A 14,888-nucleotide genomic window follows, 5' to 3' on the forward strand; every position below is an offset into this window, starting at 1 on the left:
GGAACTATTTTTTTTGAATAATTTTAGCAAAAAAGAACTAGTAGATTGGACTATTTTATATGTATATTTGGTATTATAATAAAAAAGTAGCCGCAAGTGGCGGTATTTTAAATGTAGTCATACCAAATCTGCCCATGATTTGGTATCAATAAACAATGTGAAGTTGATTATAAAATCAAAAAAAAAAGCTGTCCAATACTTTTAGGACAGCCTTTTGAAGGTATTATTTTTTGGCTTTGAGCACTACGGTTGCTTTTACAAAATCGGCAGAAGCATTAATAATTTTGCGGTATTCTGGATAAGTTTCTTTTGGGAAATGATGGGCTCCATATATCTCTAATAAACTAATTATCAATTTATTGCCTTCTACTTTGGCGCTTGATTTGAAAGACAATTCCTCCTTGTTGGGAGTTATAAATTTTTTATCTTGAATCAAATCGTTCATAGATTCTACCACATAACCATCTGGAATTTGGAATACAATTGTTGTTTTAAAAGTTTTGGCATAATACAAATCAATATCATATTTGCGTTCGTTTTCTTGATACAAATTGGTTTGCTTTCCAATGACTTTTCCTATGTTTACAATGGTCAAATTACCGGCATCATCAACTATTGATTCTTTGGAAGTAGCTTTGGTTTTTGTAATAAAGGGGGTGTTGTTGTAATTGTATTTGAATTCCCCATTTTCAAAGTGATGCTCCAATAGTTTGACATCAATTCCATCAAAAAGGCGGTCTTTGATGTACTCAGTCATTTTTTTATCGTCTTCATTTTCTTTGATATATTTGGTCCAATTTCGTTCTAACTGACCTACATAGCCCGAGTTTAAACTGGTTTTTTCTATATTTGTTGTTGTCAAATCGTTTGATAATGATACCTCTATTTGCGATTCCATAACGGTATAATCTGCTGGCATAACTGGGATTGACAATCTGGATATTGGCTCTCTTTTATTTTGAGGGTCATAAGCAATTGCCGACGTACCCTGAATTTCATACATTGGATTGCCGTATGATAAATATTTTTCGTAAGGCGATACAAATTTTTTAGTTTCGGGTATGTAGTACATAAATTCGTGTGGAATAGGATATACAAATCTGTCTGGATTGATATCGGCAACATAGCGGTCTGTGGCTACAACTATTTGATATGGAATTTCGAGTTCTTTGAAAATAAAACCATAAAGTCCAAATATTTCGTTGGCATTCAATTTGAGTTTACCATCGTTCAAATCGGATATTTTTTTGGGTTTTTCGCCTTTCCATACAAAATCAAAATAGGTTTTGATGTGCTTGTCCAATTTCAATATTTTCTCGTCGGTAGTTAATCGATCAAGCTCTAAGTTTTCAATAAATTCACGGGCTTGATTTTTTTTGAAATATTCAAATGAAGGTTTTGCAAATCGTAATTTCATCAAACTAGGCCAATATTGATAAGAAGCACTTCCAGAAGGGTTCAAATTGTATATAATTTTTGCAATATTTTTAAAATTTTTGGCATTGTTTTCTTCTTTATAAGGTTCCAAATTTTTGGCCTGATACAATAGATCATTTCGTTTGCTCAAATTCTCAAATTCTGGTGTGGCTACTGTAAAAAATTCGGCTCCAGAATTGGTGGCTTTAAATTCTGCAAGCAATACAGGAATTTCTTTTTGATAAATATCTAGTGCATAAGAGGTAGGATTTTCTTTTAAAATAAAATAATATTCCAAAACATCTCCTGCTTCAACTCCTTCAAATACAATCGATTTTACTTTTTCGATTTCGGCTTCCACAATTTTTTCTTTTGGTATAATTTTAATGTCACCATTAGGTTTGATTACTCTGGCATGAAAATCACGTAAATCACGAATGTAGCCATTATCTTCGGCTTTTACTTTGTTGTATTTGTTAATTTCTGTGGCACTATTGATTTTTATAGCAAAATGGTTCATCACAAAACTTGCAAACGAGTAATTGCCAATGCGGGTATGAATCCATCGCTTGTCAAAAAGCACTACTGCGGGTTGGTTTTTATACTTTTCGGGTATGGTTTCAAAAGTTGGCTTTTCGTCCCAAGTATAGTTTTTTATTTCTTGTGCTTCTATTTTGATACAGCATATCAAGAGTAATATCAAAAGTATTTTTTTCATTTTGTTGTTGTTATTTGATAAATATTATAGATTGATTATATTGTTTGTTTAGTTTTTTGATAAAATTATTCCAATTTTCAAAATCTTTGGGTGCTATCATAAGCCCTTTGGTATAAACTTTTTGTTTGATTTGCAAACTGTTGTTTACTACTTTATAACTAATTTCAAAACCTCCTAACGTGCTGTCTTCTTTACTGCTTTCGGGCAAAAAATCTATTTTATACTCTTTTGGAAGGCTTATTTGATAATCAAATTCATGCTCAAAAAGGTATTCTTTTTCAATACTTTGCTTGCGATTTTCAATATCTATTGTTGCTTCAGCAAGTGGTTGAAACAACAAGGCTTTCAACAGTATTTTGTCGCCCACTTTTTTTGAGGCATGTTCGAGTTTGAGTGTGTATTTGGCTTTTGCGGGTTTTTCTAAATACTCATTTTTTTGGTTTTCTAAGATATCCAAATTTATTTTAGGATTGGTAGCAACAACCATATTTTTCCAAACTTCAACTTCTTTCTGATTTAATGCTGAAAGGGTGTGCAACAAATCACTTTTTTTGTACCCAATAAAGTCTGCATCAACCGTGCCCGTTAGGTTGTCCTCTTCCATTTGTAGTTGCGATTTGATCAGGATTTGATTGCTTTTTGGTAGCACTAACGGTACTTTTTCTACAATAAACTCGGTTTCGCTTTTACCAATCAAGGCCTCTTTCCCCTGAATCATGCTGCTAGGATACGTAAACGGACAAAATTTGTCTGTTGCGTCCAAATAAATCCTTTTACCATCCAATACTACCGAGGCAATCATGTGATTGTCCACAACAGGTGTTGGCACTTCCGAATAGGTATAGGGTTTGTCTCTTGTGCCAATCCAGGTTAAACTCGAATTCAAATTGGCATAATGCAGCATTTCGTTCAATAAATTGGCCATATCCTTACAATCACCATACAATTTTTGATAGGTTTCGCCAGCATCCCGTGGTATAAAACCACCCATCCCATATTCAAATGCCACATAATGAACGTTTTGTTGAACCCATTGAAATATGGCTTTTGCCTTTTCGGTATCGGTTTTTTGACCTTTAATCAATTCTAATGTTTTGGTTTTCAAATCATTCTGATTGGTTTTATTAATGTCTTTTACCAACGAATAATACCATTTGTATAACAAATCGGTACTACCCAAAAGGGTTTCTTTCTTGCCATCTAATTCATAATCTTTGATATAATAAATTAAATGTGGCACATGATAGCTCGAATTGGGCATCCCGGCCTCTTCTTCAAATGCAGGACTATCTTTCATTTCCCAACTATAAACATCAAAATCCGCTTCTTTTCTTTGCGAAAAACTAATTTTTTCTTTGTCATTTCCATAAATGGTATAACCAATATTGATTCCCGCACCCACTTTTATTTCAATTTTGGCTGATTGGGTTTTCAATTCATTCTGAAAATAAAATCCAGACAATAAGCGAGGATTTTTTTGCTTGATAATATACGAATAATCAACAATGTCGCCATCTTCTACATTGGGCATCTCAAAATACTTCACTTTGGCATCGCTATGAAAAATATTCTCTTGTTTCGCATCAAAACTGCCTACGTATGACCCATTGAGTTTGCTTTTTTTCTTTCTTTCATTATCATAAGTAGCACCTTTGATGTCTGTAATTTCCCGAAAATTATCATAAGGAATCCAAACCGAATAATCTTTTATATTTTTGCTTTGCCCTATTTTTCTCTCTTCTTCAACATATTTTTCAATGCTCAATTCTTTGTCTTTTTTAATGGTAACGACTTCATTACTAAATATTATTTTCGACTTTTCTTGCCCCATAACAACAGCCGAAAAAATAAGTAAAATAAATTTAAGTTGGTTTTTCATCTTTGTTTTTTTGATTCTTAAATACCTTTTCAAAAGTAATTATTTATAAGTAATTATTTTTTTTCAAAAATAGAATTTTTGTTATGATTAACAAAAATTATTTTAAAAAATTATTATTTTCAACCATTTATTTTGTATTTTTCCTCCCTATCTTGGATTAAATGCTAAAAAAGTACAAGTAAATGGAACCCAAATTACACAGAGGCTGTTTTGGGCGTTCCCACAAGGGTCGGGCTATCTGTTCCAAACAACTTTCATGGAACTCCAAAAGAAATATCATATTGTGAAATAATCTTTTTTGATTACCACATTCAGAAAATATAGAACACCCCTTTTGGGGGCTGGGGTCTTCTAATGGATTTCCACTGCTATCCCTAACGCAAAATAGTGCAAATAATAAAATTTAAACCTCCTTTTATATAAAAATCATGTTGAAATTAGAAAACTTTAATTATTTATAAGAACTTTGCAAACTAATTTCCCTAAAAAGAAATACCTCTTATAATGAAAAAGAAAATCGAAATATTAGCTCCTGCCAAAGACTTGCTTCACGGTATGGCCGCGATTAATAGTGGTGCCGATGCAGTGTATATTGGAGCACCACAATTTGGAGCCCGTTCCAATGCACACAATTCGATGGAAGATGTGGCGGCTTTGGTCAACTACGCCCATTTGTATCACGCCCAAGTTTTTGTGGTAATTAACACCATTTTGTACGACAACGAACTCGAAACCTGTCGCCAAATGATTTGGGAATTGTACCACATTGGCGTCGATGCCTTGATTATTCAAGACATGGCGATTATGGAAATGGAGCTGCCGCCAATCGTTTTGCACGCAAGTACCCAAGCCAATAACCGAGACCCAAAAAACATCAAATTCCTTGCTGATGCAGGGATCAAGCGTGTCGTTTTGGCTCGTGAGTTAAACCTTCACCAAATCAAAGAAATCAGCGAAACCACCGATGTCGAACTGGAATTTTTCGTTACGGGTGCTTTGTGCGTGGCATTCAGTGGCAATTGTTATATGAGTGTTGCCAATGGCGAACGCTCTGCCAACCGAGGTTCGTGTGCCCAAAACTGCCGTTTGCCCTACAATTTAATTGACGGTCATGGCGAAACCTTAATCAAAAACAGCCACTTGCTTTCCATCAAAGATTTTGATGTAACCGACCAAATCCCAAACTTGATTGAAGCGGGAATCGTTTCCTTCAAAATCGAAGGCCGTTTGAAAGACATGGTCTATGTTAAAAATAATGTGTCGTTTCTTCGCAAAAAAATCGATGCTTTTTTAGAACAAAATCCCAATTATACCAAAGCTTCTTCCGGGAAATGCACCTTCACTTTCGATTCAGAATTGAACCGTACTTTCAACCGTGGTTACACCGATTATTTCGTCAACGAAAGACACCAATCCATCGGCTCTTGGGAAAGTCCAAAATCCAAAGGGCAATACATTGGAAAACTGATTAAAACTATAGGTAATTCGTATGAAATCGAGAACGGTCATTTGCTCAACAACGGCGATGGTTTGTGTTTCATCAACGAAAACAACGAAGCCGACGGAATTTATGTCAACCGTGCCGAAAATGGCATTGTTTACCCAAATGTGCTCAAAGAAATCAAAGACGGCACCTTCATTTATCGCAACAACGACGCGGCTTTCATCAAAATTGTAGAGCGAGAAGACAGTGCCGTTCGAAAAATCAGCACCACTTTGGTTTTAACCGAAAACGAAACGGGTTTTGCACTCACCGCCACCGACGAAGATGGTTTTGTGAGTCAAGTCCAGTTGGAACACGCCAAAGAACCAACTAAAAATAATTTGTCCATAGAAGACAACATCAAAACGCAGTTGGCAAAAACGGGTTTTACGCCTTACACAGCAGACGAAATCACGATTCAGTTTTCAGAAAATTGGTTTTTACCGATTTCAAAAATCAACGAAATGCGTCGCACCGTTTACGAACAATTAACCGAAATTCGATTGGCAAATTACAAGCGAGAGGAACACCAAATCGTCAAAACTGATCATCCGTTTCCTGTTGATCAATTGGATTTTACCTATAATGTTGCCAATAAAATGGCACGCAAATTCTACGAACGTCACGGCGTTACCGAAATCGAAAAAGCCTTTGAACTCCAATGGGATCCAGGCAAATCGAGAGTAATGACTACCAAATATTGCATCAAATACGAACTCGAGCGTTGTCCAAAATACCATCCCGAGCACCGCGACAAAAAAGTCAAAGAACCTTTGGTTTTGAAACAAGGCGAACTCGAGTACAAACTCAAATTCAACTGCAAACCCTGCGAAATGGAAATCTGGGAAAAAGACGCCGAATTTGAAATTGAAGAAGAAGATTAAAATAGAGATACAAGATGAAAGAAGCTAGAAAAAAGAAGAGCGAAACCCGCTATTTGTTATCTGGAAAAAACAAAGCCATTTTACTTAAATCTGTAAAAGATGTAAAAGAAAATAAGGCTTTAATACAAAAAGAATTATTTCCAGAAGATTAATTTGGGCGTTCCCCAAGGGTCGGGCTTTCGGCTTTATCTTTTGTTTTTTTAAAGAAAAAAAACAAAAGGATATCGCCTCAATCCCTAACGCAGCCCCCGTTTTGAAAGACGTTTTTCGTAATAAATAAGAGGAAAACAGAAAGAAAAAAGAAGAAAGAGAAAAGAGTAAAGAGGAAAGAGAAAAATCTGTGCATCTGTGGCAAAAAAACCACGCACAAAAAAAAAATCCGTTCATCAGTGGCAAAAAAAAGCCACGCAAAAAGAAAAAAATCCGTTCATCTGTGGCAAAAAAAAGCCACGTAAAAAAGAATAAATCTGTGCATCTGTGGCAAAAAAACCACGCAAAAAGAAAAAAATCCGTGCATCAGTGGCAAAAAAAACCACGCAAAAAGAAAAAAATCTGTGCATCTGTGGCATAAAAAACACACAAAAAACATAAAACCATGAAAATACTACTATTAGGTTCTGGCGAACTAGGAAAAGAATTTGTAATTGCAGCCCAACGCATTGGGCAAACCGTCATTGCAGTGGACAGTTATGCCAACGCTCCCGCCATGCAAGTAGCCCATGGTTTTGAAGTCATCAACATGCTTGATGGCGAGTCCCTCGACCGCATTGTTGCCAAGCACCAGCCCGATTTTATTGTTCCCGAGATTGAAGCCATTCGCACCGAGCGTTTTTATGAGTACGAAAAACAAGGCATTACGGTAGTTCCATCTGCCAAAGCCGCCAATTTCACCATGAACCGCAAAGCCATTCGGGATTTGGCTGCCAAAGAATTGGGACTAAAAACCGCCAATTACCGCTATGCCACCAGTGGCGAAACCTTGCGTCAAGCCGTTGCCGAAATCGGGATGCCTTGTGTGGTCAAACCGCTCATGTCCTCCTCAGGCAAAGGACAATCGACCATCAAAACCGAAGACGACATCCAAAAAGCTTGGGATTATGCTGTAGAAGGCTCTCGTGGCGATGTGGTAGAAGTCATTGTGGAGGCGTTTGTACCCTTTCTTTCTGAAATTACCTTACTTACCGTAACCCAAAATAATTTGCCTACCTTGTTTTGTGCGCCCATTGGTCACAGACAAGAACGAGGCGATTATCAAGAAAGTTGGCAACCCGCTTTAGTATCCCAAAAAGACTTGCAAGAAGCCCAAGAAATGGCACAAAAAGTAACCCAAGCCCTTGGTGGCGCTGGACTTTTTGGCGTGGAATTTTTCTTGGCAGCCGATGGCGTTTATTTCTCCGAACTATCGCCACGACCACACGACACAGGCATGGTTACCCTTGCAGGAACACAAAATTTTAACGAATTTGAATTGCATCTTCGGGCCATTTTGAGTTTGCCAATTGCCGAAATTACTTTAGAAAAAGCAGGAGCCAGTGCTGTAATTTCAGCTTCTCAAAACTCAGAAAACCCAACTTTTAGCGGAATAGAAAAAATAGCCGCTTTACCCAAAACCGATTTTAGAATTTTTGGAAAACCTACTTCAAGACCGTACCGCCGCATGGGAGTAGCTTTGGTTAACGACACACTCGAAACCCCATTTACCGAATTGGTTGAAAAAGCAAAAGCAGCTGCACAATTAGTAGAGGTGCATGGGTAAAAAAAAACAAGGCAAATTCATTCATTTGCCTTGCTTAAAAAATTATTATACTGATAAAATTTACAAATAAATTAAAAAAATATAGTATTTATTTATATTTTAAAAAATAAGCAACTAAGATTGATTCTTTATTCTAATGAAGTATGACTTTTAAAGTTTATAGGTAACACCTATTTTCCCACCTGAAACGCCGCCACCGCCAAGTTCTAAATTGACACCAAACTTGTCGTTAAAGAAATACCTACCACCAACTTGCAAACCCAACTCCAAGCCAGAATTGTAATTAGAATTGGTAATGTTAGAAGTCCAATTATAATAACCTAGGTTAGCACCGCCATACAAATCCCATTGACTTGGAATTTGAAGTAATTCGTTAAAATGGTAATTACCATTAGCAACAATTCCTAAAGCGCTGTATTTGAATCCATTATCGGTTTTAGATCGATAAGACACCTCGCCACCAATGGTGATATTTTCCATTAATCCATAATCAAGCCCAGCATATACGGGAGTACCCCAGCTAGAGGTTCCAAAACCAGCATTTATTTGCAAACCACCTTTTTCGAGTGGGCTTTGAGCAAAAATAGATCCTGATGACATTAAAAATAGTCCAAAGTACATGAATTTTTTCATTATATTTTATTTTAAAGTTATAATAACAAAGATAGTTGCAATAATAAAATAAATAGGAAATTTAACATAAAAATAGGATAAAATTATGATTTACAACTTTTGGATATATGCTTCAAGTTGTTGTTTTTGGCTCAAATATTTGAGTTGCAAAGGGGTGTTTTCGCCCATTCTGTTATAATATAAAAAAGCTTTTTCGGCAAAAAATTTTTGATGGAAAACAGAAACATTGGGAACTTTAGGATATAATTGATGGAAAATCATTTCATAATAAGCTTGCCATTCTCGTTCGTTTTTATCTTCAATCCAAAGTTCATCAGATTTTTGCACAACATGAACCATTTCGTGAGCTAATAAATTGAGCATCAGTTCAAAAGGGAATTCAAACGTGTTTTCGGGAATTCGAATAATTTGAGGTTCGCCAAAAGTACCTTCGGTAGTCATTAATATAAAGTCGGGTTTAGCGGGTTCTCTAAGTTCAAAACCTTTGAAGTTATAATGATAAAGGTCGTATTCATCTAATAAATACAATGCGGCCTCAATCGTTTGTCCCGCTTGATGCAATGTTTGAATTGTTTGAATTTGTTCAGATAAGGTTTTCATAAATAATGTTATTACATACTAATTATTGACGACAAATTTAGTTAATCAAATGTAAAAAGGTTCAAAAAGGGATCAATTTATACAAAATATTCATGTAATAAGGTCTAAAATAACGATGAATTGGGCTTAAAAAAGAGGGTGTTTTTTTGTTGCAGCCCATTAAAAATCAGCAGTTCAGCTTATTTTTTGTATTTTTAAGACAATAAATTTTGTATTTAAAATATTAGTATTACTTTTGCACAATAAATATTGTAATCTAACAAAATTAAGTATGAAACATTTTAACAAATTATTTGTTGCTGCTGCAATGTTTGTGGGAGTAACTTCTCAAGCACAAGATAGCAACAATCCTTGGGCAATTAGCTTTGGGGCAAATGCAGTTGACACTAGAGTAAGTGCTGCAACTGGGAAAAAAGAAAAAATATCACAATTTTTTAACGCAAAAGACAACTGGAACATTTTACCATCTGTTTCTTATTTGAACGTTTCTAAATATGTTGGTGATAACTTTTCATTTGGAGTAACAGGATCTGTAAATAAAATTTCTAGATTCGTAAATCCAAGTGTAGGTTCAGGACCATATACCGTATCAAATCCTGGTGATTTGAGCTACTATGGTGTTGATGGAGTTGTAAAATATAGCTTTATGAGCTTGATCAAATCAAAAACTTTTGAACCAAGTGCACACATTGGTGGAGGTTATACTTGGTGGGGAGATGATGCAAGAGGAGGAACTGTAAATGGAGGTGTTGGTTTGACAATTTGGTTTACAGATGTAGTAGGTTTGTCATTACAATCTACATACAAACATTCTTTTGATGACAAAGCTACAAGAGGTGCTTCTGACAACTTGCCTGTTCACATGCAACACTTTGCTGGTCTTACTTTCAAATTTGGTGGTAAAGATACAGACGGTGATGGTATCTATGACAAAGATGATGCTTGTCCAGAAGTTGCAGGTACAAAAGAATTTAACGGATGTCCTGATACAGACGGAGATAAAATCATTGATAAAGATGATGCTTGTCCAGAAGTTGCTGGTATAGCTGCTTTCAACGGTTGTCCTGATACAGACGGTGACGGAGTTGCCGATAAAGATGACGATTGTCCAGAAGTTGCTGGTTCTAAAATGTTAAAAGGATGTCCAGATGCAGACGGAGACGGAATTGCTGACAAAGCTGACAAATGTCCTACTGTAAAAGGACCTAAAGATAACGCAGGTTGTCCTTGGCCAGATACTGACGGAGATTCAGTTTTAGACAAAGATGACAAATGTCCTACTGTAAAAGGGCCAGCTAGCAATAATGGTTGTCCAGTAGCTGTAGTTGATGGTGAAGTTTTGAAAAAATTAAACGACTATGCTAAAACAATCTTGTTTAACACTGGAAAATCTTCTTTCCAAGCTCAAACAATGCCTGTATTACAATCTATTACGGCTATCTTAAAAGAATATCCTTCTGCTAAATTCAGCATCGAAGGACATACAGATAGCGACGGTAAAGATGCTGCTAACTTGAAATTATCTCAAAATAGAGCTGCAGCTGTTGTAACTTATTTGACTCAAAACGGAATTGATGCTAGCAGATTGTCATCTGTTGGATATGGTGAAGCAAAACCAATTGATTCTAACAAAACTAAAGCTGGTAAAGCTAACAACAGAAGAGTTGAAGTAAAATTAGTAAACTAATTTTCTTAAAATATTTTTCTTAAAACGCTCCGATTATTCGGAGCGTTTTTTTTATATTTATATCGTTAAATTTTATATTCGTGGAAGACCTTACTTTTTTAGATAAATTAGCTACTTTTATCATTCAAAATTATTCGGACAAACTCATAAACACAACGATTGTTTTGCCCAACAAGCGTGCCAAAGTTTTTTTAATAGAAGCATTGAAACACAAAGTAACACAAAACATATTTGCCCCCGAAATCATTAGTATTGAAGATTTTATTCAAAACATTTCTGGAATTCGAACCATCGACCCCATAGAATTGTTGTTTGAATTTTATAGTGTATATTTATCTATTACCGATGTAAGCCAACAAAAATCATTTGAAATTTTTGCCAATTGGGCCAAAACACTCTTGCAAGATTTTAATGAAATAGACCGGTATTTGCTAGACCCAAATTATGTTTTGACGTATTTGAAAGATATAGAAGACATTAAAAAATGGGGACTTGAAGTTGAAAACAAAACCAGTTTGTTAGAAAGATATATCGATTTTTGGAAACTATTGCCTCTTTATTATCAATCGTTATACAAACATTTGTTGCATAACAAAGTGGGATATCAAGGGCTCATCTATAGAGAAGCCGTTTTGAATTTAGCCCATTTCAATACACAAACACCAAACCAATGTTTTGTTTTTGCAGGATTTAATGCCTTAAATGCCGCCGAAGAAAAAATTATTCAGTATTTGTTGCAAGAACAAAAAGCTACAATCTTGTGGGATGCAGACCAATCATTTTTAAATGACCCTTATCATGATGCAGGCCTTTTTATCAGAAGATTCAAGCAAAAATGGACTTACTACCAATCCCACCCTTTCGAATGGATTGTTGATGATTTTTCAAAACACAAAAACATTCAGGTTATTGGAACCCCAAAAACAATTGGTCAGGCTAAAATTGCGGGCAGTATTATTGAAAAAATTATTCATGAAAAAAAGCAAAATTTAGATAAAGTTGCCATCGTTTTGGGCGACGAAAACCTTTTGATTCCGATGCTATATGCTTTGCCCAAAAGCGTTGGAGCTTTGAATATTACAATGGGATTTTCTAGCAAAAACAATCCCGCACAACTATTGATTGCCAAGTTATTTAAAATGCACACCAATGCTATACATAGAGATTCTAAAAACTACGTATTGTATTACAAAGACGTATTGGAAATACTCACCCATCCGATGGTAGCAACTTATGCTGAAACGGCTGATTTGGTACGATTAATCAATAAAAATAATTATACTTTTATTCCACATAAAAATTTGTATCAACTGAATAAAAAACACACCGACTTGTTTTTATTATTGTTTCAAAAATGGGAGAATGGTTCAATACCCGTTTTAGAATCTATTGCTGATTTGTTGGTGCTAATTAAAAATAATTTGAGCGACGACATAGAGGCAGATAAAATAACCAAAACTTTTTTGTTTGCTATCCACAAAACCATCATCAAATTGATAAATTACTATACCAAACACACCGAAATAGACCATATAGAAACGTTAAACGCTATTTATAAACAAGTAATAGACCTAGCAGAGGTATCTTTTGAAGGGGAACCACTTAGTGGCTTGCAAATCATGGGCGTTTTAGAAAGTAGGGTGTTGGATTTTGATACGGTTATTGTAACGTCTATGAATGAAGGAAAATTTCCTGCAGGAAAATCCATGAATTCTTTTATTCCTTATGATGTTAAAAGAGAGTTGGATCTGCCAACATATAAAGAAAAAGATGCCATTTATACCTATCATTTTTATCATTTATTACAACGAGCCAAAAACATATACTTGCTATATAATACAGAAAGTGATGGCATAGATGCAGGCGAAAAAAGCCGTTTTATTACACAATTAGAGGTAGAAAAACTACCCAACCACCAACTTATACAAGACATTTATAGTCCTATTTTGCCACATACAACTACCAAATCTATTGAAATACCAAAATCGAATTTGGTTATGGAAAGGTTAAAAGAAATGGCTATAATCGGTATTTCGCCTACAACATTAACAAGTTATATCCGAAACCCATTAGATTTTTATTACCAAACCATTTTACGAATCAAAGAAGTCGAGGAGGTAGAGGAAAACATTGCTTTGAACACTTTGGGTACGATAATTCACGATACTTTAGAGGTATTATACACACCATTTTTGAACAAGTTTTTGTCGGAAAGTGACATCTTTCAGGCTATAAATCGAATGGATGCCGAAGTGTTGAAACAATTTCAAAAAGTGTATAAAGAAGGCGACATTAAACATGGTCGTAACTTATTGGCATTTGAAGTGGCTAAAAGAAATGTACTGAATTTTTTGAACCTAGAGTTAGCCTCTATCAAAAAAGGCGATGCAATAAAAATTATGGCATTAGAAACCGAACACAAACGCATTTTAGAACACCCATTGCTTCCTTTTCCAATTTTGTTGAAAGGTAAGGTTGATCGAATAGAAATACGTAATCAGGTTGTTCGAATTATAGATTATAAAACTGGAAAAGTCGAAAAAACAAACGTTACCTTAAAATCATGGGAAGGATTGACAACAAATATAAAAAATGATAAAATTATTCAAATTTTGATTTATGCTTATTTGTTTGAAAATCAAATTATTGACAATCAAATGGAAGCCGGAATTATTTCTTTCAAAAATATGAAATCGGGTTTTTTACCATTTGCATTTAAAGAAGAAAAAGAGATTAATACCGTGATAGACTCAGACATAATGGCTTGTTTTATAGAAGAAATAGTACTATTATTGCAAGAAATTTTTAATCAGGACTTACCTTTCAAAGAGCCTATTTAAGGTTCATTGAAAAACAAAACCAATGCGTCTAACAATTCCAATTTGTTTTCAATTAAACTGACATGTCCTCCCTCCAGAACAACCATTTTTGTAAAAGTGTTTTTGAGGGATTTTTTTTGTTCCTCGATAGGTAAAACACTATCGTTTTGACCTAGTATTACCAATTTTTTGTAATTTTTTTCTTTTAATATAAAAACCCTGTCCTTCCGAATTTTCATCCCTTCTAACGATGCTATAATGCCCTGAACAGGCGTTTGCAGTGCTTCTACTTTGAGTTGTTCTATGGCTGCCGTAAAATGAGAACGTGCTTTTTCGCTAAATAAATTATGAATACACATACTTATATACGTTGGACAATCTTTTTTGATTAATTGTATGGCTCGGTTTCTGTTTTGTTGGCGTTCCTCGCTGTCGGGCAAGGCGGTAGAGTTGAGTAAAACCAAACTTTTTACCCATTGTGGCATCAAATCTGCAATAGCTAAAACGACATAACCTCCCATAGAGTGGCCTACAAAATGAGCTTTTTCAATTTCTAAATGTTTCAATAATTCGATAACCATAGCAGCATTTTCTTCCATTGTATGTATGTATCCAAGACATTCGGATTGTCCATGTCCAAGTAAATCGATGGTAATTACTGTATGTAGAAAAGACAAATTGACAGCATGAAAATGCCAAATCGATTGATTTTCAAGAAAACCATGAAGCAAAACAATAGCAGGCCCCCTTCCTGATAGGGTGTAGCTGATAGCGGTATTTTTATAATTGAAAGTAGGCAAAATTTTTTAGGGCAAAATTAGTTTTTTTATAATTAAAATAAAAAAATAAAAAAAGTAAAAAAAAAGTAGGATTAATAAAAAAATAAATTATATTTGCTCAAGAATAACCTTGCTTTTCTATTTATAGAAATGATGATGTATCGTCATCGTTGCATGTTTGTAAGACATACTACACTACATACTATCTTTATGGTGAGAAAGAGTACTATACGT

Annotated in this window: 9 protein-coding genes and 1 pseudogene; 5 read left to right on the forward strand and 5 right to left on the reverse strand. The window is 34.9% G+C overall.

Annotated elements, in window-relative coordinates; translation table 11 throughout:
- Positions 1–223 precede the first annotated feature (223 nt).
- Positions 224–2,134 (reverse strand): hypothetical protein, encoded by a 1,911-nt coding sequence (locus tag B0A58_RS03820; protein WP_089079952.1) that lies wholly within the window; start codon positions 2,132–2,134, stop codon positions 224–226.
- Positions 2,135–2,144: 10 nt separating this feature from the next.
- Positions 2,145–4,013: a DUF3857 domain-containing protein gene (locus tag B0A58_RS03825; RefSeq protein ID WP_089079953.1), complete on the reverse strand. Its 1,869-nt coding sequence runs from the start codon at positions 4,011–4,013 to the stop codon at positions 2,145–2,147.
- Between the two features lie 504 nt (positions 4,014–4,517).
- Between B0A58_RS03825 and B0A58_RS03830 the strand changes: the two genes are divergently transcribed.
- From B0A58_RS03830 to purT, 3 genes and pseudogenes are all read left to right on the forward strand, one after another.
- Positions 4,518–6,380, forward strand: a complete 1,863-nt coding sequence (locus B0A58_RS03830) for a peptidase U32 family protein (protein ID WP_089079954.1) — start codon at positions 4,518–4,520, stop codon at positions 6,378–6,380.
- Positions 6,381–6,394: 14 nt separating this feature from the next.
- Positions 6,395–6,532, forward strand: coding sequence for a hypothetical protein (locus B0A58_RS16385; RefSeq protein WP_165766288.1), 138 nt, complete (start codon positions 6,395–6,397; stop codon positions 6,530–6,532).
- A gap of 437 nt (positions 6,533–6,969) precedes the next feature.
- Positions 6,970–8,136 (forward strand): annotated as a pseudogene (purT, locus tag B0A58_RS03835) (formate-dependent phosphoribosylglycinamide formyltransferase); the annotation flags it as partial.
- Positions 8,137–8,286: 150 nt separating this feature from the next.
- Here purT and B0A58_RS03840 read toward each other — a convergent pair.
- On the reverse strand, positions 8,287–8,769 hold the full coding sequence (locus tag B0A58_RS03840; protein ID WP_089079956.1) for an outer membrane beta-barrel protein: 483 nt from the start codon (positions 8,767–8,769) through the stop codon (positions 8,287–8,289).
- 90 nt (positions 8,770–8,859) lie between these two features.
- A complete protein-coding gene (locus B0A58_RS03845) occupies positions 8,860–9,369 on the reverse strand; it encodes a hypothetical protein (protein WP_089079957.1) in 510 nt (169 codons plus the stop codon).
- Positions 9,370–9,640: 271 nt separating this feature from the next.
- Between B0A58_RS03845 and B0A58_RS03850 the strand changes: the two genes are divergently transcribed.
- Both B0A58_RS03850 and B0A58_RS03855 read left to right on the forward strand, forming a co-directional pair.
- Positions 9,641–11,056 (forward strand): OmpA family protein, encoded by a 1,416-nt coding sequence (locus B0A58_RS03850; RefSeq protein ID WP_089079958.1) that lies wholly within the window; start codon positions 9,641–9,643, stop codon positions 11,054–11,056.
- An 80-nt stretch (positions 11,057–11,136) separates the two neighbouring features.
- Positions 11,137–13,896, forward strand: coding sequence for a PD-(D/E)XK nuclease family protein (locus B0A58_RS03855; protein WP_089079959.1), 2,760 nt, complete (start codon positions 11,137–11,139; stop codon positions 13,894–13,896).
- On the opposite strand, the gene B0A58_RS03860 is transcribed toward B0A58_RS03855, so the two are convergent.
- Positions 13,893–14,675 (reverse strand): alpha/beta fold hydrolase, encoded by a 783-nt coding sequence (locus B0A58_RS03860; RefSeq protein ID WP_089079960.1) that lies wholly within the window; start codon positions 14,673–14,675, stop codon positions 13,893–13,895. The two genes, B0A58_RS03855 and B0A58_RS03860, sit on opposite strands and share 4 nt — an antisense overlap.
- Positions 14,676–14,888 lie beyond the last annotated feature (213 nt).

The organism is Flavobacterium branchiophilum NBRC 15030 = ATCC 35035 (genome assembly GCF_002217205.1).
GTDB classification, from domain to species: domain Bacteria; phylum Bacteroidota; class Bacteroidia; order Flavobacteriales; family Flavobacteriaceae; genus Flavobacterium; species Flavobacterium branchiophilum.